The organism is Steroidobacter cummioxidans (assembly GCF_003104955.1).
Window position 1 is genome coordinate 74,352 of sequence record NZ_LSRW01000035.1, and the last position, 23,947, is coordinate 98,298.

A 23,947-nucleotide genomic window follows, 5' to 3' on the forward strand; every position below is an offset into this window, starting at 1 on the left:
GTTGAAGTCGGGGGCCGCTGCGGTCACGCTCGTTGAGCCGCGTCGATCGCAGCGGCAAGTTGCCACATGCTCGCTCGAATGGCCGCGGGCCGGCATGCGCCGAAGCCCAGAAGCAATCCGTTCTGACGCGGGCCACCGCCGTAGTGGTAAGCGGAAAGCGGCATGACCTCAACCTTGCGTGCGGCCGCTTCAGTGCAGACGCGCTCGGCATCCACTCCGTCCAGATCCGCAACGGCGTGCAACCCGGAGTGCACCGGTCGAAGACGCAGAGCCGCCCCAGTGCGATCGATCGACGTGCGCAGTGCGTGCAATCGCTCCGCGTACTCCTGCTGCATGCGACGGACATGTCGCTGATAGTGGCCGCGGGTGATGAACTCCGAGAGGATCAACTGTTCCAGCAGCGGCGGGTGGACATCGCTCGCCACTCGCGCCGTCGTGAATCCGTCCACCACATCGCTCGGCACGATCAGGAAGCCGAGCCGCAGCGCTGGAAACAAAGTCTTGCTGAACGAGCCCGCGTAGATGACGCGACCGTCGGGATCGAGTGCGTGCAGGCAGGGCAAAGGCCGAGTGTCGTAGTGGAAGACGCAGTCGTAGTCGTCCTCCACGATCCACGCGAGCGACTCGCTGGCCCAGGCGAGCAGGGCATGGCGTCGCGCGAGGCTCATCGGCATGCCGAGCGGAAATTGATGCGAGGGTGTCACATACGCCAGGCGGACGCGGCCACTGTCAGCCGTTGAGCGATCGACGATCATGCCCTCGCCATCTACCGGCATGCACACGGCTTTGCCGCCGGCGGAGAGCAGGGCGCTGTGTGCGCCTGGGTAGCCCGGGTCTTCGAGCCACACGGCGTCGCCAACGTCGAGCAGCAGGTGAAACACCAGATCGATGCCGCGTTGAGCGCCGGCGACGACCAGCACTTGATCCGGATCGCAGCTCGTCCCTCGCGAGCGCATTTGTTCGGCGATGGCTTCGCGCAACCGGCGCAAGCCGGCGAGGCGCGAGTAATCCAGTCGCGCGGGCGACAACGAACGTATGCACTGACGCGCGATCTGCGACCAGAGTCGCACAGGAAACAAATCGACGGCCGGCGTGCCGACTCGAAAGGGCCGAGGCGGAAAGAGCGAACGTCGATCGAGAGAACGGGTGCGCGCCAGTGACCGGCCGCGCGTTGAAAGCAGTGGATGTTTCATTGTCGACGCCGTCGTTACGACGCGCAGATCGGGTCGCCGGTCCGGCAGCTCCTTCGCAATGTAAATGCCGGAGCCTTGCCTCGGCACGATGTAGCCCTCGGCCTTCAGTTGCTCGAACGCGAGCAGTACGGTGGTGCGTGAGACGCCCAGGTCGACCGCCAGCGCCCGGGTCGAAGGCAGGCGGCTGTCGGCGGGAATGAGCCCCTCGATGATGGAGCGACGAATGCAGAAATAGATCTGTTCTTGCAGCGTCTGGCCGGCAGACGGCTCGATGCGGATGGGCAGTGTGACCGTCTTGACCATGACGCGCTTTCCTTGGCGTTGGCTCACACAGGCGCACCGGCTCCGTTCGGGGAGCTGGTGCGTTTGCTATGCGGCCATCTTGAAATCAGCGCAGGGAAAGCGCAATCGCCCGCGCCAGTGCTTCGTGTCCCGCGTCGTTCGGGTGAATGCCGTCGCCCGCGTCATACGCAGGCAGCAGTTGCAAGGGATTGCTCGGATCGCGCAGTGCCAGATCGTAATCGACCACGGCGTCGTATTGCCGGCTGGTTCTGATCCAGCGATTGACGGCCTGACGCTTGGCTTCGTTCTCGGGCGTGTAAACGCCGGGGAAGGGGCTGCTGCCGTTGGGCTGAAGCGTCGCGCCATAAACGCGCAGACCGGCCGCTCGCGCGCGGCGGATCAGTTGTTTCAAACCGTTGATGATCTGGTCGGCGCTGACGATCTGATCGAGGGCGCCGGTGGCCGTCGGAAAGATGATATCGACGTAACCGAGCTCGATCAGCACTTGATTGACGCCCGTGGCATTCAGGACCTCACGGTCGAAGCGCGACAGGCCTTTCGGGCCGCAAACATCGAACAGCAGTCGACCGCAGCCGGTGGCTTGATTCAGCACGGCCAGGCGTCCCGGGCCCACTGGCGGGTTGAACCAGCGGGACAGAACATCGCTGACGCGGCGATTTGCGTTCAGCGTCGTAGTCGCGCCTTCACTGATGGAGTCGCCGAAGATGGCCAGGGAGTCGATCTTACGCGGCGCCAGGACTTCGACGAACGTCAGCCAGTAGCGTGACGTCGAATCGGTATCCAGGATCGGCAGATCGGCTGCATCGCTGAAGTTGCCCGGCGTGGAGGTATACACAGTTTGATTGCCGTTCTCGTGATAAGTCGCGAAGCCGGTGTTCTGCGGGAGATACAGGCTGATTGCCAGACGTGTATTGGATGGCACCGCGAAGTTGACGGGATCGCTCAGTGCGACCGCGCCTTGTGGAATAACGACGGATGCCTGGCCACGGAAGGTAAGCGTTCGATCCGTCCCCCGTACGATCGAAGCTCCAGTGGACTGAACCGCAACGTGCGCGGCACCCACGATGAGCGCGCCGACACCGTATTCGTTCGATAGTTTGATCCGCACCCGGCTGCCGCCGACCGTGATTGGAATAATCTGCCGGACCGTCTGGTTATCGAATGACCGTGAGCTGCCTCCGGTCGAGCCCTGCGGCATCGGCGGAGCACTCCACGTCGCGATCCATTGCGGGCCGCCGAAATCCGCCGTCGCTGTGTCGGCAGTCTGCGCGCGAGCTGATGCAAAACTCGCAAGCCCCATACAGATTCCCGCCGCTACCTGGATGAGATAGCGGCGCGACCATTCTCCTGACTTCTTCATGAGCAACCTCCGATGGTATCCATTCCTGGCGCGCGCAAAGTTTGCATACGCGAGCCGCTCGCGGGGTAGCTCCACTTCGATGCAGTGGGATAAAGCCAGTTAGCCTGGGTAAGTGAGCTTGCCATTCACGACGCGCGCGGGCGGCGTGAGGCTGTGAGGCGTTGCATGCGTTGCGTCGAGGATGTGAATGACCTCGAAGCCGCGCAGGATCAATACATCGGCAATGAGTCGGCGGTGACAGCGCCACCAGACAGCTTCCGCACACATCAGCGTCGTACGCTCTTGTTTTGCGAGGTCGATCAGCGCTTCGAGTCCTTCTGCAAATTCCTCGGATGCCAGGTGATCCGCGTAGCCGCGGAACGAGGCGTTGCGCCAGCCGGTGTTGGGCGAATCTTTCTGAGCGCGTCGTCGTCCGCCCAGCTTCGGAAACCAGCGATAGGCAATGCCGAGCTGCTCCAGCTGATCCGCCATCGTGTCCTGGTCGAATTGCGGCAGCCGCCGTGAGCCAGGCAAACGGCGCACGTCCGCAACTGCTTGCAGCTCATACGAGTGCAACAGGCTGACGAACTCATCCCATGAATGAGTGGAATGACCGAGGGTCCAGACGGTGGTCTTCACTGCTAAACGCGCACCTCCGCATTCGAAACGACGCAGAGTCGCCGCGGTTCCGACGCTCGTTACGTGAAATCAGCACGGGCCGACCATTTTTCAGGCTGTTCAGCGGAGCGCTCCGGCCAACAGCGCCGCAGGAGTGGCCGGCGATCAATCTGCACTGACGGCCGCAATTAACATTGCACCGAGTACTCCAGGTAGCGGTATCATTGCCGTTCAAACCAGGAGGGGGCGATCCGATGATCCGTCGCATGTGGCTTGCGTTACCCTTGGCGCTGGGCGTCTTGGTGTCGGCAGGAGGGGTGATGGCAAAAGAGGTTGCAGTGCTCGGCAAGATCGAGCGCCTCGATCCGGCGCTGGACGCGCTGCTGGAGCCGAATGCCGTCATCGAGCTGCTGGCCGAGAAAAAGTTCGAGTGGTCGGAAGGCCCGATCTGGGACGCACCCCACAAGCGACTGCTGTTCTCCGATATCCCACGCAACATGATCTGGGAATGGTCGGAGAGCGGCGGGCTGAAGAAATTCCTGCAGCCGTCGGGCTATACCGGCAGCGTGCCATTCACGGGCCGCGAGCCCGGCTCGAATGGATTGACGTTCAGCAAAGCCGGCGAGCTCGTCATGTGTCAGCACGGCGATCGTCGTATCGCCAAGCTCAGTGGCGACAAGTTCGTCACGCTCGCGGACAAGTATCAGGGCAAGCGGCTCAACAGCCCGAACGACCTGGTGTTCAAGTCGAACGGCGATCTTTATTTCACCGATCCGCCGTATGGCTTGCCGAAGGGCGCGGACGATCCGGCGAAAGAGCTGGATTTTCAGGGTGTGTATCGATTGAACGCCCGCGGCGAGCTTACGCTGCTGACGCGTGAGTTGAGTCGGCCCAACGGACTCGCGTTCTCACCGGACGAGCAGACGCTCTACGTGGCGAACTCCGATCCAGACAAGGCGATCGTGATGGCGTATCCGGTGAAGAGCGATGGCACGCTCGGCGCGGGCAAAGTGTTCTTCGACGCCACCCAGGCGGCCAAGGAAAAGAAGCCCGGACTGCCCGACGGCATGAAGGTCAGTCGTGATGGCACGCTGTGGGCCACTGCGCCGGGCGGCATACTCGTTTATTCGCCGGCCGGCAAACACCTCGGTACGCTCGCTACCGGCGTGCCGACTGCGAATCTCACATTCGGCGACGACGGCAGCACGTTGTATATCACCGCGGATAAGAACCTGGTGCGCGTGCGGACCAAGGTGCGGGGCTGGTAATCGTCGAAGCGAGGCGGCCAGCTCAGCTCAGGGCTGGCCGACCACGACCTCGCTGAGCTGCACGATCGGCTGCAGATCGGTGTAATTGGGAATATCCGCCAGGATTTCCTCGGCATGCGGACCGAAGCCCGACTGGAATGCTTCGACCGAATCGCAATAGATGTGGCACATGCCGATGTAGGTTGGCGGCTCGCCGGGAGCGCCACCGCCCAGCCCTTTGTCCACGGTATAGAACCGACACGCAGCCCCCATGCGGGCCTGCACCAAAGGCATGTGCTTGTCTTTGTAGTATGCATGGTCGAAACGAGCGCCTGGCCGGTTCGGGTACATCACGCTGACTTTGATCATGGCGGTCTCCCGTCGCTGCGCGGTGAAAGGCCTATCCTGCGCTCAACCGCCAGCGAAAGTCACCTCGCTTTCCCCATCCGCTGATTCCGGACCTAAATCCTAACGTCATGCTCACACGGCCCTGACTAACCTGGGCAACGTGGTGTTCACCTTTGCACAAGAACACCCGGAGACACCCATGGACAGAGTCGTCGCTCTCACCGTGTTGCTGCTGGTCGGCTTCACCTGGCTGCTCTACAAACTGATCGTATTCCTCGAGCCACGTGGCGATAAGCCTGCAGCTCCGGCACCGGCCGGCGGCAACGTCCATCACAAGCTGATTCACGAGAGGTTGCGCAAGTGAGCGTCATGAGCGGGATCGGTCTGATCCTGGTCGCCGCGCTGGGCGTGTACCTGATCCTGGCGCTGTTGTTTCCGGAGAAGTTCGAATGAACCTGCCTGGCGCCATCCAGATCGTGATCTTTGCGATCTTGCTCACTGCGCTGGTCAAGCCGCTGGGCAATTTCATGGCGAAAGTGTTTCAGGGCGAGCGCGTCTGGCTCACGCCCGTGCTCGGGCCGATGGAGCACGGCATCTACCGGTTGTGCGGTATCGATGCCGGCTCGGAGACCTCGTGGCAACGTTATGCGCTCGCCGTGCTGCTGTTCAATCTGATTGGCTTGCTCGCGGTGTATGTCATCCAGCTTGCGCAAGGCGTGCTGCCGTTGAATCCCCAGGGGTTCGCCGGTGTGGAAGCGAAGTCGGCGTTCAACACTGCCGTCAGCTTTGTCAGCAACACCAACTGGCAGGGCTATGGCGGCGAGTCGACGCTGAGCTACTTCACCCAAATGCTGGCGTTGACCGTGCAGAACTTTTTATCTGCCGCATCCGGCATGGCGGTGCTGGTGGCATTGATTCGCGGCTTCGCACGTCGTCAGGCGCAGCAGATCGGTAACTTCTACGTCGATATGACTCGCGGCACGCTGTACGTGCTGTTGCCGCTGTCACTGTTGTTGGCGCTGGTGCTCGTGTCGCAGGGCGTCGTGCAGAATTTCTCCGAGTACAAGACGGCGGAGCTGGTCGAGCCGCTCACCATTCAAACGCCAGCGAAAGAGCCGGTCACGCAGCAGACCATTCCGCTGGGCCCGGCCGCGAGCCAGATTGCGATCAAGCAATTGGGCACCAATGGCGGCGGATTCTTCAATGTGAATTCGGCGCACCCTTTCGAGAACCCGACCCCGCTGACGAACTTCCTCGAGGTCCTGGCCATCCTGCTGATTCCGGCCGCGCTCTGTTATACGTTTGGCCGCATGGTGAAGGATACGCGCCAGGGATGGGCGGTATACGCGGCGATGATGATTATATTCCTACCACTCGCGTTGGGTGTGTTCAGTGCCGAGCAGGCCGGAAATCCGCGCTTCGACGCCTTGGGTGTGGATCAAGTGAGCACGGAGACACACTCCGGCGGAAACATGGAAGGCAAGGAGGCGCGCTTCGGCATCGCGAGCTCCGCGTTATGGGCAGCTGCTACCACGGCGGCGTCAAACGGCTCCGTGAACTCGATGCATGACTCCTACACGCCGCTCGGCGGCCTCGTGCCGATGTGGCTCATGCAATTGGGTGAAGTCGTGTTCGGCGGCGCTGGAAGTGGTTTGTATGGAATGTTGATGTTCGCCATCGTCGCAGTGTTCATCGCCGGATTGATGGTGGGGCGCACGCCGGAGTATCTGGGCAAGAAGATCGAAGCCTACGAAGTGAAGATGGCTTCGCTCGTGCTGCTGGTGCCTTGTGTGGTGGTCCTGATCGGCACGGCGATAGGAAGCGCGATTCCGGCGGGCACTGGCAGTGTCGCCAACCCCGGTGCGCATGGCTTCTCAGAGATTCTGTATGCGTTCAGCTCGGCTGGAAATAACAACGGCAGTGCGTTCGGCGGGTTGTCCGCGAACACGCCGTTCTACAACATCGCACTCGGTGTGGCGATGTGGATCTCGCGCTTCTGGCTGATGATTCCGGTGCTCGCCATTGCCGGCAGTCTCGCAGCCAAACGCCATGTAGCCATTACCGCTGGCACGTTGCCGACTCACACGCCGCTATTCGTCGCGATGCTGATCGGCGTGGTGTTGATGGTTGGCGCATTGACGTTCCTGCCTTCGCTCGCGCTCGGTCCCATCGTCGAGCACTTGCAGATGATTGGCAAGGGTTGAGCCGCATGGTTACGCAAGCAAGCGTTGCTGAAAAGAAATCGGATCCAGTCGCCACTGCAGCGGCGGGGGAAGTCAGTGGCGGCGTGCCGCGGCCAGCGGCAAAGTACGCGCGGCGTGCGATCTTGCGCTCGGCCATCATCGATTCGTTTCGCAAGCTCGATCCGCGGGTGCAGATACGAAATCCTGTGATGTTCGTGGTGTTCATCGGCAGCATCTTCACGACCATCATCGGCATCGGCGCAGCCGCTGGACAGATCGAAGGCGCCGGGCGTCCGGCATTCGTGCTGGCGATCGCGGTGTGGTTGTGGTTGACCGTGCTGTTCGCGAACTTCGCCGAAGCGCTGGCGGAGGGACGCGGCAAGGCTCAGGCCGCGACGTTGCGATCGATGCGCAGGAACACCTACGCCAAAAAGATCACGGCCGCCCATCGCACCGACTACAAATCAGTAGAGGCGAGCACGTTGGGTCGTGGCGATCTGGTGTTGGTCGAGACTGGCGACACGATTCCCGCCGACGGCGAAATCATCGAAGGCGTCGCCTCGGTGAACGAGAGCGCGGTCACGGGTGAATCCGCGCCCGTGCTTCGCGAGGCGGGCGGCGACTTTTCCTCGGTGACGGGCGGCACGCGCGTGCTGTCCGATTGGATCATCGTGCGCGTCACGGCACGGGAAGGTGAGGGCTTTCTCGATCGTATGATCGCGATGGTCGAAGGTGCGAAGCGCGGCAAGACGCCGAACGAGATCGCACTCTCGATTCTGCTGGCGATGCTCACCTTGGTGTTTCTGCTTGCGACCGGCACGCTCGCGCCGTTCTCGCAGTTCGCCGTGGATGCTGCCGGGAAAGGCTCGGTCGTGACACTCACTGTGCTGGTCGCACTGTTGGTGTGCTTGATCCCGACGACGATTGGCGCACTGCTGTCTGCAATCGGCATTGCCGGCATGGATCGCATGGTGCGTGCGAACGTGATCGCGACGTCAGGTCGCGCGGTGGAAGCAGCCGGCGATGTCGATGTGCTGCTGTTGGACAAGACGGGCACGATCACCTTGGGCGATCGGCAAGCGTCGGCGTTCGTGCCGGCACCCGGAGTCACGGAGCAAGAGTTGGCGGATGTGGCCCAGCTGGCCTCGCTCGCGGATGAGACACCGGAAGGTCGTTCTATCGTGGTGCTCGCAAAGCAGAGGTTTCAGTTGCGTGCACGGGATCTTGCGACCGTCTCACACAACTTTCACAAGTTCTCGGCGCAAACGCGCATGAGCGGCGTCGACATCGAAGGACGCACCTTGCGCAAAGGCGCAGCGGACGCCATTCGCAAGGTTGTCGAAGAACAGGGCGGCACGTGGCCGACCAAGCTGAGCGAATCGGTGGATTCGATTGCGCGTCTGGGCGCTACTCCGATCGTAGTGGCCGATGGGCCGCGAGTGTTGGTCGTCATCGAGCTGCGAGACGTGGTGAAGGGCGGCATTCGGGAGCGCTTCGCCGAGCTGCGCCAGATGGGTATCAAGACCATCATGGTGACCGGCGACAATCGACTCACGGCCGCTGCGATTGCCGCTGAAGCGGGCGTCGACGATTTTCTGGCTGAGGCGACGCCGGAGAACAAGCTCGCGCTGATTCGCAGCAATCAAAGCGAGGGCCGGCTGGTCGCGATGTGCGGCGACGGCACCAACGATGCTCCCGCGCTGGCGCAGGCCGACGTGGCGGTGGCCATGAACACGGGCACGCAGGCCGCGAAAGAGGCGGGCAACATGGTCGATCTGGACTCGAATCCGACCAAGCTGATCGAGATCGTCGATGTCGGCAAACAGATGCTGGTCACGCGCGGCGCGTTGACGACGTTCTCCATCGCCAACGACGTCGCCAAGTATTTCGCCATCATTCCGGCGGCGTTCGCGGCGACATATCCGGCGTTGAATACGCTCAACGTCATGCGCTTGGAAAGTCCCGAAAGCGCGATTCTGTCGGCAGTGATCTTCAACGCCATCGTCATCGTCTTTCTCGTGCCGCTGGCTTTGCGAGGCGTGAAGACTCGCGCAACGTCCGCAGCGCAGTTGCTGCGGCGGAATCTGTTGATCTACGGCGCCGGTGGTCTGGTCGTGCCGTTCATCGGCATCAAGATCATCGATCTGCTGCTGGTTGCGTTCCGTTTGGTTTGAGGCAGCTATGAGCGAGCTTCGTCCTGCATTGGTTTTGTTCCTGTTGCTGACGATCGTGACGGGTGTGGTGTATCCACTGGTCGTCACTGGGATTGGTCAGGCCGTGTTCTCAAACGCTGCCAACGGCAGTCTGATTCACGACGGGGATAGCTTGATCGGCTCGCGTCTCATCGGCCAGCCATTCTCAGATCCGAAATACTTCTTTGGCCGTCCTTCGGCCACCGTGCCGCAGCCATATAACGGCGCAGCGTCGAGCGGTTCGAATCAGGGTCCAACCAATCCGGCGCTGGCGACGGCGATCACCCATCGAGTCACGGCGCTGCGTGCCTTGGATCCGGGCAACGAGGCGCCCGTGCCGATCGATCTGGTGACCGCCTCGGGCAGCGGCCTCGATCCTCACATTTCTCCAGCCGCTGCTGAATATCAGGTCCCTCGCGTCGCTCGGGTGCGCGATCGGCCGGAGAGCGAGATCCGCGCGCTGGTGAAGCAGGCGACGGAAGGCCGGACGCTTGGAATTCTCGGCGAGCCTCGCGTGAATGTGTTGTTGTTGAATCTTGCCTTGGACGGCAAGCAGGCAGGCTGAGGTTCGGCGCGCACGAGAGTCGTGCGCGCCTTGCCAGCGACCTTCCGTGTCGTTTTTGCATGCGCCAGTCGCGGAGTGCGAATCCTGGTGCAAGTTCCCCACAGATTGCTGAATCCCGAGCAACACGTTGTGCAGCGTCGGGTGATTTATCGCGCCTGCACGTGGGCGCACTCTTCTCGCACGTCGCAACGATGCGATGGTGAACAAGAGTTCAGGAGATGATGATGTTGAAGAAGAGTCTGATTGGCTGGACCACCGTGGGCGCACTTGCTGTTACCGCCGTACCGGCGATGGCGCAGGTAACTGCGGGCAGCCAGGAAGTTCATGCGTATGTCGGTGAGGCGTTCGGCGATGATTTGAGCGATCGGCGCATCAATGGGCGCACTCCCAAGCTCGATGACGATGTGACCTATGGCCTGCGCTATGGCTACAACTTTACCGAGGCGTGGGGCCTTGAATTGTCGCTGGGTCGGACCAATACCGCGGTCACGGGCTTGCCCGGGCGCGATGTCGACCTCGACCTGACTACGTTCGACGTCGATGCGGTCTATCACTTCAATCCCGGCAGCCGCTTCGTGCCGTATGTGCTCGCGGGCGTTGGTTACGCCAGTGCAGATCTCGATCGGCCGATCGTCGGAACGGTCAGTGGGGTGGGCCCGGCGCGCATCGATGACGACAGCGGCTTCACGCTGAACGCTGGCGTCGGTGCGAAATATTTCCTCACCGACACTGTCTCGCTGCGCCTGGACGCGCGCTATCGCTATCTGGACAAGGTCATCGATCGCTTTGACGATTCGTTGAACACGTTCGAGACCACGTTCGGCGTCGGCTTCAAGTTCTGAGAGTGAGTGAGGTCTGGTGGGACGCGCACGACGACTTTGCCTCGAGCGTGCCATCCCGCCAGATACTCGATTGCCGCCGGCACTTCGGGCAGCGTAAAGATCCGATCGAGCACGGGTGTCATCTTGCCTTCGCTGGCGAGCGTGGCGAGGAACGTCAGATCGTCCGGGTTCAGATGCGCGACGAAGAACACGAATTGCTCGTCGACCAGCCGGGACAACACCATGCCTTTGATGACGCCCCCGAGCATGCCGATCCAAGGGCCGCGTTTCGGGGCGCCCACGATGACCACGATGCCGTTTGGTTCGAGAACCTGGCGTAGCGCCAGGGGGGAATGATTGCCGACGTTGTCGATGATGACGGCATAACGCCGGTCCGAGGTCGTGAAGTCCTCCTCCTTGTAGTCGACGACATGATCCGCGCCGAGCGAGCGCACGAGATCCACATTTCGCGTGCTGCAAACACCGGTGACTTCTGCACCCAGTGATTTCGCGATCTGTACCGCGAAGGTGCCGACACCGCCCGAGGCGCCGTTGATCAGTACCTTTTGGCCCGCCTGAATGTGTCCTTGATTTCGAAGCGCCTGCAAGGCGGTCACGGCAGCGAGGGGAATCGCGGCTGCCTGGTCGAAAGTGAGATTGGTGGGCTTGAGTGCGATGGCGCGGTCTTCTCGAACAACGACGTACTCGGCAAAAGCGCCGCCGCGTCCGCCGAATACTTCATCGCCGGGCTTGAAGCGCGTGACCTGCTTGCCCACGGATTCGACTGTTCCCGCGAAGTCGACGCCCGTGCTCGGGTCGTTGGGCGATCCCACTCCGCTGCCAAGGCGCATGATGTAAGGCCACCCGGCGACGCTGTGCCAGTCCAGCGGATTGACCGCGGCCGCGTGCACTCGGACGAGCACTTCGTTATCGGCTGGGGTCGGCTTGGCTATTTCTTCGAGGGTGAGCACCTCGGGCGAGCCATAACAACGCTGCAGGACCGCTTGCATCGTAGCTTCCGTGCCTCGGACGGAAGGCGCCGGGGCGGGGCAGGCGGCGTTGTGGCTCAGCACGATTGCGAACGATACGATGGTCACTGTGAGCAGGCCGGCCAGGCCGAGGAGGATCCGCTTTCTTGTCGTCACGAGAGTTCTCCCTGTCGATTTCGGGCGGACTATGAAAGCGGACTGGAGATAAAACGAGTCGCATGCGACGGGCGACGATTCGGAGCCGGCGAGTGACGATCTGTGCGGACGAATGGCAGACGGTGGGGTGCCCGGGCGGGGAAAAGTGCGGGCGAGCGCCGCGATCAAGATCTATAGTGGTCCCATGTCTTCAGCGCTAGGACAGCAACACATCATGCAGGCTCGGCCGCGAGGCGTGGCGCTCGCATTCGGCTGGCGGCGATTGCTGCTGGCGCTAAGTGTGTCGATCGTGTTTGGTGCGGCGAACAGCCTGCCGTCCTCGTCGCCGCCGGTGCTTGTCACGATCGGTCATGCGGTGGTCGTGGCTTTGACGGCCGTGCTTGCCTTCGGGTTGTTTGAACAGCGGCCGGTACGGTTGCCGCCTTGGCTGCCGCGGTGGGTGTTGCAGGTGATCGGGGTCATGATCGCTGTTCCGGTCGGGGCGCTGCTCGCACACTCGGTCTCGATGGCGATCGATATCCACTCGGCGCACGAGGATCCCCAAATGAGGGGGCTCATGATCCTCATGGTCGAGGGCCTGTTGGTTGCTCCATGGATCGCGGTTGGCGCAATGCTTCAACAGCGGGATATCTTTGCCCGCGATCAGGCGCTCGCCTTCGAGCTGGAGCGCAGTGAGTTCGAGCGCAAGGCGCTCGACGCGCGGCTGCGTCTGTTGCAAGCCCAGGTGAAACCTCACTTCCTGTTCAACACGCTGGCCAATGTGCAGGCGCTGGTGAATGCGGGTTCGCCTCGGGCATCGCAGGTGCTGACAAATCTGATTGCGTATCTTCGCGCCGCCGTGCCACGCATGCAGACGGCGACCGCGACGTTGGATCAGGAATTGGAGCTGGTGCGTGCCTATCTGGAACTCATGCAGATGCGCATGCCCGATCGATTGCAGTTTGCTTTGCGTATCGATCCAGCTGCCGCGAAGCTGCAATGTCCGCCGATGACGCTGCTCACACTCGTCGAGAACGCCGTACATCATGGCATCGATCCGAGTGAGCAGGGCGGACGCATCGATGTCGATGTTTGGATGCGTGACGGACGCTGTCTCGTGCGCGTCATCGATACGGGCGTTGGTCTGAAGACGCCAGGTAGCGGCCTGGGTACAGGTCTTTCCACGCTGCGCGAGCGAATGCAGCTCGCGTTCGGCGGAGACGTGCAATTGAATCTTGCCGAGATCGAGCCGCAGGGCGTCTGCGTTGAACTGAGCTTCCCGGGCCGGTCTGCATGAGCACTCAGCAACCAACGGCGCTCATTGCCGATGACGAGCCACTGCTGCGGGAAGCGCTCGAACGCATGCTCTTGCAACTATGGTCCGAGCTGAAGATCGTGGCTCAGGCGCGCAATGGCCGCGAAGCGATCGATCAGTTCGAAGCGCATCACCCGGACATCTGTTTTCTGGACGTGCAGATGCCGGGAAAGACTGGCGTGGAAGCTGCTCAACATATCGGCCGTCGCGCGCATCTGGTGTTTGTTACTGCTTACGATCAGTACGCCGTGCAGGCATTCGCGCAGGGAGTGCTCGATTATCTGGTGAAGCCGGTCGAGCCGGCGCGTCTGGCCGAAACTGTCGCTCGCCTGAAGGAACGGCTGCGAGCCGCACAACCTGCAATGAACACCGAAGCATTGCTTCAGCAGCTCGCCGCGAGCCTCGATCGAAACAAACAGTCGGTGGCTCTGCGGTGGGTTCGAGCCTCCGTGGGCCAGACCGTCCGCTTGATCGCGGTGGACGATATCGACTATCTGCGTTCGGAAGAGAAGTACACGCAGGTCGCGTGGCGCGACGATGCGGGGCAGCCTCGTGATGCCGTGATCCGCACGCCGCTCAGGGAGTTGATTACGCAGCTCGATTCAGAGCAGTTTGCGCAGGTGCATCGCTCGGTTGTCGTCAACCTGCGCGCCATCAGTCATGTCACACGCGGCCCGAACGAAACCGCCGACATTCATTTGAAGGGACGCGAGGAGGTGCTGCCAGTCAGCCGCAGCTACCTCCACCTGTTTCGTCAGATGTAATTCGCGTTACCGGGAGCCCGACGGCACGGGCAGCTCGACCCCAGTGGCCACCGGCTCCCCGAACTGCGGCCAGCCATCTTCGCTCCAGTCGAAGCGTTGAATACGCGGCGCGCGCTTCTGGGTGCATTTCATGTCGGGGCCCGAATTGGCGTGATAGATGATCCAATTCTCCTTGCCGTCGGGCGACACGAAGAATCCATTGTGTCCAGTCGCATAGACGCCGTTGGCGCTCTTGAGCACGGGCTGTGGAGATTTCTTCCAGGCTGATGCGTCCAGCGGGTCCGCACCGGGTGCCGCATGCAGCAGCCCGAGCGAATAGTCGTCCGACCAGCAGGCGCTGGCCGAATAGGTCAGAAACAAATCGCCTTTCGGTCCCGCAAGAAATTCCGGGCCTTCGACGATTTTGCGGCCGCCTTGCTGCTCCCAGGGTTGATCGGGGCGTGCTATCACCGTTTCGTCGCCGGTCAGCGTCCAGGGATCCTGCATCTGCGCGATGGCCAATGAGGTATCCGTTTCGGTGTACGGCGAATAGGCGAAATAGCGCTTGCCGCCGTAAGCGAACACGGTGCCGTCGATTCCCGCGTGAGCCGTGTTGATGCGGCCACGATCGATCCACTCGCCCTGCAAGGGATCGGGGCCCGCGTTCTCCAGCACGAACACGCCGCGATGGGCGTCATCGGTGAAGCCGCTCGCGGTGGCGGAGTAGTAGAGGAACCACTTGCCGTCGATGCGATGGAGCTCGGGCGCCCAGATGGAATGGCCGTTGGGGCCCGTCTCCGGCGCGGTCCAGACATCGACTCGCTCGGCTTGCGCCAGCTTGGCGATATTGTCCGTCCGCCACAGAGCGATGCGATCGCCCAGCGTGTGCGTGTAGTAATAAACGCCATCGACCTGCGTGATCCACGGATCGGGACCGGAAGGCAGCAGCGGATTCGTATACGTGGGCGCGCTCTGCGCGGAAGCTGCACCTTTGGGCTCTGAGCAACCCGCGAAGACGGCTGATAGCGCAACGACGCCCGCAACCTTGGACCAACTACACCCTGGCATCGCTCGACCCTTCTGACCGCTGATAAGACGTATTTATCTTATAATTAAGACCGGAATGTGCAAGGATAAGTTCCTGGCATTCACTGGGGGACGTAGATGATTGGACGAAAATCCGCGCTGGCCGGCACGCTGCTGGCGTGCTGTTGCCTGGTGTTGGCCAGTTGCGCCACGCCCGAGGCGAGTTCGCAGGCACAGCGGCCCAAGAACATCCTGTTCATCCTGGTCGATGATCTGGGCTATGCGGATTTTTCCGTCACTGGCAACCGAAAAGTCCAGACACCGAACATCGACAGCCTCGCGCAGCAAGGCATGCTCATGACGCAGTTCACGGTGGCGTCGCCGATCTGTTCGGCATCGCGCGCCGCATTGATGACCGGTAAGTTCTCCGCCGAGACGCGCATCGTCAGCTTCATCAGCAACCGCAAGCACAATGAGCAGATGGGTCAGGCGAACTGGCTCGATCCAAAGCTGCCGACGCTGCCTCGCGCGCTTCACGATGCGGGGTATGCGACAGCCCACATCGGCAAATGGCATCTCGGCGGAGGTCGCGACATCGGCGAGGCACCGCTGCCCGCCGAGTACGGCTTCGATGAAAGCTACACGCAGTTCGAGGGGCTCGGCCCGCGCGTGCTGATGAAAGAGGACACCGCCAAGCTCGCGTCCCAGAGCGCCGCGCTCGGGCGTGGTCCGATCGAGTGGCTGCCGAAGTCCAGTCTGACCGAGCGCTACGTCTCGAAGACGCTCGATTTCATCGAGCGTAGCGCCGACCGTCCCTGGTTCGTGCAGCTGTGGCTCGACGACGTGCACGATCCATGGCATCCCGACGAAGCGCAGTTGCAGGCGGCGCCTGGCAAGGGCGACGACGCGGATGAGGAGCGTTTCTTCGCCGTACTGGTGGGTATGGACGCGCAGATCGGCCGCCTCATCGAGAGATTGCGCGCAACCGGAAAGCTGGATGACACGCTGATCGTGCTGACCGGCGACAATGGCCCGAGTGGAGCGGGGCAGTACTATCAGAACGGTGCTACGCCGCCGGGCGATGCAATCCACTTCCGCGGCCGAAAAGGCAGTCTTTACGAAGGCGGTGTGCGAGAGCCGTTGATCGTGCATTGGCCGAAGCGCATCGCGCCGGGCCAACAAGATGCGACGACCATCGCGAATGGCGTCGATCTGTTTCCAACACTCGCGCAGCTCGGTGGCGCGAAACTGCCGGAAGCGATCGATGGCGTCAGTCTCGCGTCGGCCTGGAGCGGCCAGCCGCTCGCGTCCCGGCCTGATATTTACTATGCGTATGGCGGTTTTGGCGTGCCCGGTAAGTCACCGCGTCCGTATCTGGACCGTGATGTGAGCCCGCCGTTTGCGGTTCGCTCGGGTGAGTGGAAGTTGCTGGCGCGCGGCGATGGAACGAATGCCGAGCTCTACAATCTCGCGACAGACCCGTCGGAGTCGCGCAACGTCGCGCAGGACAATCCACAGATCGCCGAGTCGCTCACCGAAAAGGTGGTGCGCTGGCGCAAGACACTGCCGCAATGAGTAACCGGCGCGGAGCGGGATATTCCGCTCCGCGCCCGATTCGTCATTCCCGATACTTCAGCTCACCCTTGCGAGCGTTTTCTGGCATCGGCACGAAATCCAGACGTTCGCTCTGCTGCACGCGCCAGGTGTCGAGCTTGCCGCGCAGATCCAGCAGTGTGCGAGCGTAGTTGTGATCGCTTGCCAGATTGACGAGCTCGAACGGATCGTGCGCGAGATCGTATAACTCCTCTGCCGGATGTTCGCGGAAGCGCTGGACCGTGCGCGCGGCCGCCGGATCGGTCTTGGCGAGCTCGACCCAGGTATCCCAGTAATCACGGCCGTCCTTGCCGTTCGCATTGCTGATGTGATTGCCGTAGGGAATCTCGGGGCTGAGGTTGACGATGTACTTGAATCGCTCGGTGCGGATCGCACGCATCGGCGCACGATTCATCTTGCCGTCGCCCGTGTGAGCCGCGAACGCCGCATCGAGATGACGCGTGGCGCGACCCTGCAGTACTCCTACGAAGCTGCGACCGTCAATGTTGTCCGGGGCTGTGCCGCCGGCCACCTCGATCACTGTCGGTAGCACATCGACCAGCGACACAATGGCGTCGTTGGTGGCGTTGCGCGGCGTCTTGCCTGGCCACACCGCGATCAGCGGTACGCCCATGCCTGCGTCATAGAGCGACCACTTGCCGAACGGGAACTGCGGGCCCTGATCGGAGGTGAACATGAAGAGCGTGTTCTTCGCATATCCATAACGTTCGAGGGCGGCGCGCACTTGCCCAACTTCCTTGTCGGCCTGCGAGACATCGGTGTAGTAGCGCGCCATCGCCTCGCGCGTGGCCGGCGTGTCGACGAGATACGGCGGCACCGTGAAGCTCGCAGGATCGTAGCCCTGGTTTTCGAGCCAATACACGTGCGGTGAATGCGCAGCGACTATCAGCGCCAGCGGTTTCTTGCGATCGTGCGTCTTCAGCAGGTTCTCGATAGCCGGCACGCCGAGATCGGTGTACAGCTCCTCCGGCTTGCCTGGGGGACTGACGTTGGAGTTCGGCAGATATTCGAATGGGTACTGCTCACGCGGGCCGATATGCGTCTTACCGGCGATCACGGTCCGGTAGCCGAGCTCGGACAAATACTGCGGCCAGGTGCGAACGTTCGGTTCGATGATGCTGTGGTTGGCATGTGCGCCGTTGCGCATCGGGTACAGGCCGGTGAACAGCGCCGAACGAGAGGGGGCGCAGGTCGGCGATGCCGCGAAAGCTCGATTGAATTTGGTGCCTTCGGTGGCCAACTTGTCGATGTTTGGCGTGCGAACGTCGCGATTCCCATAGGTGCCCATGTCATGCCAGCCGAGGTCGTCGGCGATGAACAGCACCACGTTCGGGCGGTCCTGTGCGGCAGCGACACTGCAAACAAACAGCGCGGCGAGGGCAAAAGCGCGCCGCGCAAGCGCTGAAACGTTGTCAATCATGGATACATCTCACAAACGAAAAAGCCCTCCGCCGCGCGAGCGGAGGAGGGCCAAGGACTCTCTCCTAGCGAGCGTGCTTCAGAAGCGCACCCTCATGCCGACCGTGTAGATCGAATCATCATACCGGTAGTCGCGGTTGAAGAACGACGCGCCCATGTAGCTTCGGTACTTCGAGCCCAGCACGTTGGTGCCGCCAACATCCACGCGCACCGTGTCGGTGATGTCGTAGCCGACGCTGAGATCGAGGCGGCCCGCGGCGCGGACATAGCTGAGCCACACCGGGTTGTAAGTCAGATCGTTCACTCGATCCGCTTCGATGGGGCGAAGCGCGTTGCCGCCAGTGATGTCTTCGTCGTAGTACTTCGAGCGATACGTGTACACCATGCGCGCCGACAGGCCAGAACGCTCATACAACAGTCCCGCGTTGAAGTTGTGTTCGGAAACACCCTGCAGCGCATAGCCCTTGAGCGGATCCGACCCTTGCACTTCCGTGTCGGCCCATGTGTAGTTGCCGAACATGCCGAAGCCGGCCCAGGCGCCCGGCAGGAAGTCGAAGAACATCTGTCCGCTCAGCTCGACGCCCTGCAGCTGGGCTGCCGACACGTTGCGGGGACGCGAGATGTTGTAGGTGATGCCGTCGATCACTTCGGCGGTCACGCCGTTGATGACACGGTCCTTGATGTCGCGGTAGTACACGCCGCCCGACAGGAAGCCCGATTTGAAGTAGTACTCCAGCGTGGCATCGAAGCTGTCGGAGATCTGCGGCTTCAGGTTCGGATTGCCGGCGTTGCCCGAGTTGATGACGTTCGGGTTGGTCGAGACGATGTAGTTGATGCCGGGGTTGAGCGCATCGAAGCCCGGGCGCCGCATGGTCTTCGCATAGTTGAAGCGAGCCTGCCAGTCCTCGCTGATCACCCAGCGCGCACTGAAGTTCGGCAACACTTCGGTGTCGGTCGTGTCTGCGGTCACCGGCGTGAGCACGCTGCTGATGACGCCTGCGCCGCTGATCGTACGTTCCGTACGCGTCGGACGGGCGCCGAACACGCCATCGATGAGCGCGCCGCCGATGTGAGCTTCGTAGGTGGCTTGCACATAGGCCGCATAAGTTTTTTCGGTCGCCTCGAAGTGACGCTCCGGAGCATACGCCGGGTCGCCGGGGCCGAAGCCATAGATCTGTCGCAGCCGGTCGCGGCCGGCCGCCGTGCGCAAATAGTCCGGGTTCGGGATCAACACCGATTGGCCACCGTTGATGCGCGGAATGCCCGGCATCGATGCATAGAACTCGTTACCGAGACCTGTGGCGCTGACCAAGGTCGCCAGATCGCCGCCGGGAGCCGCGCGGTTGACTTGTGCTTGATCGTACTCGGCGCCGCGGTCCGCATAGCGCACACCGGCCTGCAACTTGGTGATGAACGAATCGAGCTGGTAAGCGCCGTCGAGTGCCACCGCGAGCAGATCACCATTGGACTTGTTGAAGTTCTGGTTCAAGCCGTTGCGCAGGTACATGCCGTCCGCCGAGCCCAGCGGATTGCCCGGCGCGTCGTAAAGGCCGCCCTGGTTGAAGTTGGAGTTCGCGTTCGTGACAGGAATCCGCTTGCCGATGTCGACGATGAAAACTTCCTCCTCATACGTCGAGTCCTGGAACGACACTTCGCCTTTCAGGCTCAGGCGCTCGCCCTCATAGCGAGTGCCCAGCGCGCCAAGATAGTTGTTGGTCTCCTGATCCCGCGATTGCGCGCTGGCGAACGCGGTGGCGTTGGTGAACGTCGCGTTCGTGACATTGCAAAGGTTCTGAACGGTGAAGTTGCCGTTGGCGAGCTCGACCGCATTCGGGTTGAGGCCGCTCGGTGAAACGCGCGCGAGGAAGCAGTCGCTTGGATCGCCCAGGTCGGACAGCCCCGTGCCGGGATTGAAGAACTGCGTTTCGACGAATGCCGACTGATTCTTGGAACGGTAGCCGGTGAACACTGCATCCGCGTAGAACTGCAGCTCGTCGGTTGCCTGCAGCTGGAACGCCGCGTTGGCCTGCGGACGTTCGAACTGACCATAGTGGTTCACGCCGCCCGCGACGTTCTGAACCATGAAGCCCGGCTGATTGAAGCGGAATTCGGTGGAACGGCGAATCGGCGCATAAGTCACCGGACGGCTGTAGTCGGTCTCGCTCCACGACACGTTGAGCAGCGCGCCGAGCTCGCCGATGCCCGTGTTCCAGCGATTCGTCAGCAGCACGCTCAGCTGCGGATTCACTTCTTCAGCGTTGGTCGCGTAGTTGGCGCGCGCGCCGATCACGACTGCCGGCTCATTGAAGTCGAACGGCTTGTGGAGTCGCAGATCGGTGACGCCTGCGATGCCGCCTTCGATCAGATCCGCGGTCGTGGACTTGATCACGTCGACACGCGCGAGCGCGTCCGCCGGCAGATCCTGGAACTGGAAGTTGCGGCTGGTGGTCGAGAACAGCTCGCGGCCGTCGAGCGTGGTTTGGATGTCGTTCAGGCCGCGGATCAGCACGCCAATGATTTCGTTGTTGTTGCCGATCGAGACCTGCACGCCAGGCACGCGCTGGAGCGCGGCGGCCGTGGTGGGATCAGGAAACTTGCCGATGTCCTCGGCGACGATGGAGTCGACGACTTGTACCGCCGAACGCTTGATATCAGCCGCGGCCTCGAGACTGGCGCGGATACCCGTCACGACGATTTCTTCCAGTTCGCCGGTCTGTGCAGGTCCGGTGGATTGCGCGTGCGCGAGTTGCGCTCCAAGCAAACCAAGCGCCGACGCCGTGTAAAAAGCCAGTTTCCGTTTCACTATGCCCCCCTTGAATCCGTCTATTCGCAGCTACGGTGACTGCTAGCGTGAATATAATGATTAGTATGATAAAAGAGAACGGGTTTAGCGTATTTATAGTATCAATAAGATGGATAGAGCATACAATCGCCGCCGGTCAGGCGCCGCGCTGCTGACCGGCCTGATTTCGCTGGGGCTCTGGCTGAACGCCGCCGCAGACGCGCCGACCGCACGTAACCCCGTGCTGCGCCAGAACTTTCCGGATCCGTTCCTGTTGGAGGCCGAAGGCCGCGTCTATGCGTACGCGACCAATTCCAACGGCCTGCGTGTGCAGGTGTCGTCATCGGACGATCTGCAGCGCTGGTCATCGCCGACCGAAGCTCTTGCGCGCCTGCCGATGTGGGTAGATCGCAACAAGCCCGATGTCTGGGCGCCCGAAGTCCTGCAGGTCAATGCGCGTTACGTGCTGTACTTCAGCGCTCGTTCCGCGTCGGTTACGCGTCCGGATGGCGCCGGCCGCTTGTGCATCGGCACAGCCGTCAGTGAACGGCCCGATCGCGATTTTGTTCCGAGCGACACGCCGCTGATCTGCGATGAGTTCGCGGAAGGCGTGATCGACGTGAGTCCCTTTCGCGATGGCGAGCGTCTTTATCTCTACTACAAGAACGACGGCAATTGCTGCAAACGAACCACGTGGATCTTCGCGCGTGAGTTGGACTCGACGGGACTCGCCACCGTCGGCGAGACGAAACGACTCGGCGTGAGCAACGATCAACCTTGGGAAGGCGATGTGATCGAAGCGCCGACCATGATCAAACGCGACGGCAAGTATTATTTGTTTTATTCCGCCAATGCCTATGACAAGCCGAGCTATTCAGTCGGCTACGCGCGTTGCGAGGGCCCGCTTGGACCGTGCAAGGATGCAAGCACGCAGCCGCTGCTGCGGACACCTGCGCAGCCCGTTGGCTGGTTTGGGCCAGGGCATCAGTCGATTCTGGAATTCAAGGGCCGCATGGTCATCGCATATCACGCTTGGAATGTGCTGCCGGACGGGCATCGCGATCGCTGCCGGGCGATGCATATTGATGAACTCAAGTGGACCGCGACGGGTGAGCCGTTGATCGAGTTGGAGACTCAGGCCGCGGAGCAGTGGCGCTGTCCTACGCGCCGGCCGTAGAACGCACGGAACTTGTGTTGATGCACGCGGTTGAATACGCATCCAACTCGAGAGCAGTTGCATGCGTAAGGTTCTTTGCATCTCCGTCGCATTCCTCGCTCTCGCTGCATGCAACAAAGGCGGACATCTGACCGGGGATGAGCCGACGAAAAATAACGAAGGCCCCGCAGAAGGGCGCCCGATGGACTCGAGTTCGTCCGAGCGCAAACGGTTGCCCGAGACGACCCCGGATAAGGAGCGTCCGTACGCAGATGACAGCGCTCCGGACCAACCTCCGCCAGGGCCGCCCGATTCCGAGTGAGGCTATTGCAGAGTCACATTGGAAACGTCGCGGCAGTACTCGAGCAGTCGATCTTGAAGTGAGAGGTCCTTCGTCGCCGGATTCAACCGTCCTGGCTGCTTGTGATAGAAGAATCCGCCGCTGACGCGCGCATCTTTATCGTCGCTGACGGCGAGCCACGCTTGAGTGAGATGCGCCTGATCGAGATCATCGTTTGCGCCGGGCCCGCCCATGCGCGTCTGCACCCATCCCGGTGACACCGCGTTCGTAAAAACATCGGGCCAGTGCCGCGCCACTGCGAACGTGAGCAATACATCTTGAAGCTTGGTGTCGGCATACGCCTGGCTGCCATCCCAGCGGCGCTTCGCCCATTGAATATCATCAAGACTGGAATTGGCACCCAGATGCATGCCTGAGCTGAGATACACCAGGCGCTGCGGTTTCGGCATGAGCGCAGTAAGCACATACGGGGCGAGCACGTTAACCGCCCACAGCTGAGAAAGCCCATCGACCGTTTCGACCCGACGCGGTTCGCGATAGCCGATACCGACATTGTGGATCACTGCATCGAACGGGCCGAGTTTGTTCGCCTGATCCGCAACGTCGCGCATCGCATCTAGCGTCGCAACGTCGCCAATCACAACTCCCGCTGCCCGTGGCACCTTGGCCTGTGCGTCTTTCGCCCGCACTTCATTACGCGCGTGTAGTACGACCGAGTGTCCTTGCTCGGCCAACAGCTGGCCGGTCATCAGGCCGAGGCCTTGAGACGAGCCGGTGATGAAGACTTTAGCCATGCGGAACTCCGTACGCATACATTACTGCTGCTCGGCGGATACAGCAAAACCCTGATTCACGATCGCCGGATTTGTAGACAGTTGACGAATCTGCAGCGCAACGGCAACCTGCGTTTGCAACGAGCCTACACGGATGGGACACAGGGAGTAGCTTAGCGGCGAAAATAACAAACAGCCCTCGAGGAGCGAGATAGTGCATCTGCGGTTTTTCGCAGCGCGTGCACTTCGCCTTTAGCCATCCATATTTTTGAGTGAGCCGAGCACGGTCGCGTTGGCAGAATTGTTGCGCGCGCCGGAAGCAGGAAAACGGAATTCTGGGGGTCAAGTTGAGCAATAGAAAACGTCTTTTGGCGATGCCTTTGCTGTTCGTTGGTGTCGTGCAAGCTGCATCCACCAACTACTCTTACGATGCGCTCGGTCGGCTCGTCAGAGTCGATGTGGTCAACGCTCAAACGAGCATGCGGCAGTCTTATCAGTATGATGCGGCTGACAATCGCATCGGCACGAAACGCTCCACCGTCACGGCATCCGCCGGCATCATTCCGGTCGGAACCAGCCTGAACAAGGTCGGCGACAGCGTGACACTCAGTGTCAGCGTCGGAGGGCCGCTCGCTGGCGGGATGATCTCGTTCTATTTCAATGGCCAGTACGCCGGCAGCGCGCCGGTCATCAACGGCATGGCGCAAATCGTGTTCCAGGGCATGCAGCTCGGTTCTTATACGGTGCGCGCCGTTTACGACAGCGACGGCCACTATGACTCGGCCACGAGCGAGTTCAACGTCAAGATTCTGAACCTGTCCTGGTTGCCGGCAGTGCTGGATCTGATCCTGCGATAACACGACTCGCTCGTCGTTCGTTCAACCC

General features: G+C 61.6%; 21 protein-coding genes. 12 read left to right on the forward strand and 9 right to left on the reverse strand.

Going from position 1 to position 23,947, the window contains the following annotated elements; translation table 11 throughout:
* Positions 1 to 23: 23 nt before the first annotated feature.
* From pdxR to D0550_RS17855, 3 genes are all read right to left on the reverse strand, one after another.
* Positions 24 to 1,496 carry a MocR-like pyridoxine biosynthesis transcription factor PdxR gene (gene pdxR, locus D0550_RS17845; RefSeq protein ID WP_116810545.1) on the reverse strand — a complete coding sequence of 491 codons (1,473 nt, stop codon included), beginning with the start codon at positions 1,494 to 1,496 and terminating at the stop codon, positions 24 to 26.
* Positions 1,497 to 1,581: 85 nt separating this feature from the next.
* Positions 1,582 to 2,856, reverse strand: a complete 1,275-nt coding sequence (locus D0550_RS17850) for an SGNH/GDSL hydrolase family protein (RefSeq protein WP_116810546.1) — start codon at positions 2,854 to 2,856, stop codon at positions 1,582 to 1,584.
* 99 nt (positions 2,857 to 2,955) lie between these two features.
* Positions 2,956 to 3,474 (reverse strand): DUF488 domain-containing protein, encoded by a 519-nt coding sequence (locus D0550_RS17855; protein WP_206606374.1) that lies wholly within the window; start codon positions 3,472 to 3,474, stop codon positions 2,956 to 2,958.
* Positions 3,475 to 3,773: 299 nt separating this feature from the next.
* On the opposite strand from D0550_RS17855, the gene D0550_RS17860 reads away from it, so the two are divergent.
* Positions 3,774 to 4,721 (forward strand): SMP-30/gluconolactonase/LRE family protein, encoded by a 948-nt coding sequence (locus tag D0550_RS17860; RefSeq protein ID WP_206606375.1) that lies wholly within the window; start codon positions 3,774 to 3,776, stop codon positions 4,719 to 4,721.
* 27 nt (positions 4,722 to 4,748) lie between these two features.
* Here the strand turns inward: D0550_RS17860 and D0550_RS17865 are convergent, their stop codons facing one another.
* Positions 4,749 to 5,069: an EthD family reductase gene (locus D0550_RS17865; protein WP_116810549.1), complete on the reverse strand. Its 321-nt coding sequence runs from the start codon at positions 5,067 to 5,069 to the stop codon at positions 4,749 to 4,751.
* Positions 5,070 to 5,247: 178 nt separating this feature from the next.
* Here D0550_RS17865 and D0550_RS34935 point away from each other — a divergent pair, with 178 nt between their 5' ends.
* From D0550_RS34935 to D0550_RS17890, 6 genes are all read left to right on the forward strand, one after another.
* The gene (locus tag D0550_RS34935; protein WP_161965903.1) at positions 5,248 to 5,412 is read left to right on the forward strand and encodes a hypothetical protein; all 165 of its coding nucleotides are present in this window, start codon (positions 5,248 to 5,250) and stop codon (positions 5,410 to 5,412) included.
* A gap of 5 nt (positions 5,413 to 5,417) precedes the next feature.
* Positions 5,418 to 5,501, forward strand: coding sequence for a K(+)-transporting ATPase subunit F (gene kdpF, locus D0550_RS17870; protein ID WP_241520837.1), 84 nt, complete (start codon positions 5,418 to 5,420; stop codon positions 5,499 to 5,501).
* A complete protein-coding gene (kdpA, locus tag D0550_RS17875; protein ID WP_116810551.1) occupies positions 5,498 to 7,252 on the forward strand; it encodes a potassium-transporting ATPase subunit KdpA in 1,755 nt (584 codons plus the stop codon). The genes kdpF and kdpA overlap by 4 nt, the downstream gene beginning before the upstream one ends.
* Positions 7,253 to 7,257: 5 nt before the next feature.
* Positions 7,258 to 9,405, forward strand: coding sequence for a potassium-transporting ATPase subunit KdpB (kdpB, locus tag D0550_RS17880; RefSeq protein WP_116810552.1), 2,148 nt, complete (start codon positions 7,258 to 7,260; stop codon positions 9,403 to 9,405).
* A 7-nt stretch (positions 9,406 to 9,412) separates the two neighbouring features.
* Positions 9,413 to 9,988 (forward strand): potassium-transporting ATPase subunit KdpC, encoded by a 576-nt coding sequence (kdpC, locus tag D0550_RS17885; protein ID WP_116810553.1) that lies wholly within the window; start codon positions 9,413 to 9,415, stop codon positions 9,986 to 9,988.
* 224 nt (positions 9,989 to 10,212) lie between these two features.
* A complete protein-coding gene (locus D0550_RS17890; RefSeq protein WP_161965904.1) occupies positions 10,213 to 10,830 on the forward strand; it encodes a porin family protein in 618 nt (205 codons plus the stop codon).
* Here D0550_RS17890 and D0550_RS17895 read toward each other — a convergent pair.
* Positions 10,749 to 11,819, reverse strand: a complete 1,071-nt coding sequence (locus D0550_RS17895; protein ID WP_116810607.1) for an NAD(P)-dependent alcohol dehydrogenase — start codon at positions 11,817 to 11,819, stop codon at positions 10,749 to 10,751. The two genes, D0550_RS17890 and D0550_RS17895, sit on opposite strands and share 82 nt — an antisense overlap.
* A 319-nt stretch (positions 11,820 to 12,138) precedes the next feature.
* Here D0550_RS17895 and D0550_RS17900 point away from each other — a divergent pair, with 319 nt between their 5' ends.
* A complete protein-coding gene (locus D0550_RS17900; protein ID WP_241520834.1) occupies positions 12,139 to 13,230 on the forward strand; it encodes a sensor histidine kinase in 1,092 nt (363 codons plus the stop codon).
* A complete protein-coding gene (locus D0550_RS17905; RefSeq protein WP_116810555.1) occupies positions 13,227 to 14,012 on the forward strand; it encodes a LytR/AlgR family response regulator transcription factor in 786 nt (261 codons plus the stop codon). Before D0550_RS17900 ends, D0550_RS17905 begins: the two co-directional genes overlap by 4 nt.
* A 6-nt stretch (positions 14,013 to 14,018) precedes the next feature.
* On the opposite strand, the gene D0550_RS17910 is transcribed toward D0550_RS17905, so the two are convergent.
* A complete protein-coding gene (locus D0550_RS17910) occupies positions 14,019 to 15,059 on the reverse strand; it encodes a glycoside hydrolase family 43 protein (protein WP_116810556.1) in 1,041 nt (346 codons plus the stop codon).
* A 96-nt stretch (positions 15,060 to 15,155) separates the two neighbouring features.
* Here D0550_RS17910 and D0550_RS17915 point away from each other — a divergent pair, with 96 nt between their 5' ends.
* Positions 15,156 to 16,592: a sulfatase family protein gene (locus tag D0550_RS17915; RefSeq protein ID WP_116810557.1), complete on the forward strand. Its 1,437-nt coding sequence runs from the start codon at positions 15,156 to 15,158 to the stop codon at positions 16,590 to 16,592.
* A gap of 43 nt (positions 16,593 to 16,635) precedes the next feature.
* Here D0550_RS17915 and D0550_RS17920 read toward each other — a convergent pair whose 3' ends face one another.
* Positions 16,636 to 18,051 (reverse strand): sulfatase family protein, encoded by a 1,416-nt coding sequence (locus D0550_RS17920; protein ID WP_116810558.1) that lies wholly within the window; start codon positions 18,049 to 18,051, stop codon positions 16,636 to 16,638.
* Positions 18,052 to 18,129: 78 nt separating this feature from the next.
* Positions 18,130 to 20,853 (reverse strand): TonB-dependent receptor, encoded by a 2,724-nt coding sequence (locus tag D0550_RS17925; RefSeq protein WP_206606377.1) that lies wholly within the window; start codon positions 20,851 to 20,853, stop codon positions 18,130 to 18,132.
* Positions 20,854 to 20,962: 109 nt separating this feature from the next.
* On the opposite strand from D0550_RS17925, the gene D0550_RS17930 reads away from it, so the two are divergent.
* Complete coding sequence (locus D0550_RS17930; protein ID WP_116810560.1) at positions 20,963 to 22,009, forward strand: glycoside hydrolase family 43 protein; 1,047 nt, start codon at positions 20,963 to 20,965, stop codon at positions 22,007 to 22,009.
* 303 nt (positions 22,010 to 22,312) lie between these two features.
* Here D0550_RS17930 and D0550_RS17935 read toward each other — a convergent pair whose 3' ends face one another.
* Positions 22,313 to 23,083 carry an SDR family NAD(P)-dependent oxidoreductase gene (locus D0550_RS17935; protein ID WP_116810609.1) on the reverse strand — a complete coding sequence of 257 codons (771 nt, stop codon included), beginning with the start codon at positions 23,081 to 23,083 and terminating at the stop codon, positions 22,313 to 22,315.
* A gap of 353 nt (positions 23,084 to 23,436) precedes the next feature.
* On the opposite strand from D0550_RS17935, the gene D0550_RS17940 reads away from it, so the two are divergent.
* On the forward strand, positions 23,437 to 23,919 hold the full coding sequence (locus tag D0550_RS17940) for an Ig-like domain-containing protein (RefSeq protein WP_116810561.1): 483 nt from the start codon (positions 23,437 to 23,439) through the stop codon (positions 23,917 to 23,919).
* Positions 23,920 to 23,947 lie beyond the last annotated feature (28 nt).

Bases quoted from the DNA above. Each gene is read 5' to 3' on its own strand.
- D0550_RS17920 (WP_116810558.1), bottom strand. From the start codon at position 18,051: ATGATTGACAACGTTTCAGCGCTTGCGCGGCGCGCTTTTGCCCTCGCC.
- D0550_RS17910 (WP_116810556.1), bottom strand. From the start codon at position 15,059: ATGCCAGGGTGTAGTTGGTCCAAGGTTGCGGGCGTCGTTGCGCTATCA.
- D0550_RS17935 (WP_116810609.1), bottom strand. From the start codon at position 23,083: ATGGCTAAAGTCTTCATCACCGGCTCGTCTCAAGGCCTCGGCCTGATG.
- D0550_RS17905 (WP_116810555.1), top strand. From the start codon at position 13,227: ATGAGCACTCAGCAACCAACGGCGCTCATTGCCGATGACGAGCCACTG.
- kdpB (WP_116810552.1), top strand. From the start codon at position 7,258: ATGGTTACGCAAGCAAGCGTTGCTGAAAAGAAATCGGATCCAGTCGCC.
- kdpF (WP_241520837.1), top strand. From the start codon at position 5,418: ATGAGCGGGATCGGTCTGATCCTGGTCGCCGCGCTGGGCGTGTACCTG.
- D0550_RS17850 (WP_116810546.1), bottom strand. From the start codon at position 2,856: ATGAAGAAGTCAGGAGAATGGTCGCGCCGCTATCTCATCCAGGTAGCG.
- D0550_RS17915 (WP_116810557.1), top strand. From the start codon at position 15,156: ATGATTGGACGAAAATCCGCGCTGGCCGGCACGCTGCTGGCGTGCTGT.
- D0550_RS17895 (WP_116810607.1), bottom strand. From the start codon at position 11,819: ATGCAAGCGGTCCTGCAGCGTTGTTATGGCTCGCCCGAGGTGCTCACC.
- D0550_RS17940 (WP_116810561.1), top strand. From the start codon at position 23,437: ATGCCTTTGCTGTTCGTTGGTGTCGTGCAAGCTGCATCCACCAACTAC.
- D0550_RS17890 (WP_161965904.1), top strand. From the start codon at position 10,213: ATGTTGAAGAAGAGTCTGATTGGCTGGACCACCGTGGGCGCACTTGCT.
- kdpC (WP_116810553.1), top strand. From the start codon at position 9,413: ATGAGCGAGCTTCGTCCTGCATTGGTTTTGTTCCTGTTGCTGACGATC.
- D0550_RS17900 (WP_241520834.1), top strand. From the start codon at position 12,139: ATGTCTTCAGCGCTAGGACAGCAACACATCATGCAGGCTCGGCCGCGA.
- D0550_RS34935 (WP_161965903.1), top strand. From the start codon at position 5,248: ATGGACAGAGTCGTCGCTCTCACCGTGTTGCTGCTGGTCGGCTTCACC.
- D0550_RS17865 (WP_116810549.1), bottom strand. From the start codon at position 5,069: ATGATCAAAGTCAGCGTGATGTACCCGAACCGGCCAGGCGCTCGTTTC.
- kdpA (WP_116810551.1), top strand. From the start codon at position 5,498: ATGAACCTGCCTGGCGCCATCCAGATCGTGATCTTTGCGATCTTGCTC.
- pdxR (WP_116810545.1), bottom strand. From the start codon at position 1,496: ATGGTCAAGACGGTCACACTGCCCATCCGCATCGAGCCGTCTGCCGGC.
- D0550_RS17860 (WP_206606375.1), top strand. From the start codon at position 3,774: ATGGCAAAAGAGGTTGCAGTGCTCGGCAAGATCGAGCGCCTCGATCCG.
- D0550_RS17930 (WP_116810560.1), top strand. From the start codon at position 20,963: ATGGATAGAGCATACAATCGCCGCCGGTCAGGCGCCGCGCTGCTGACC.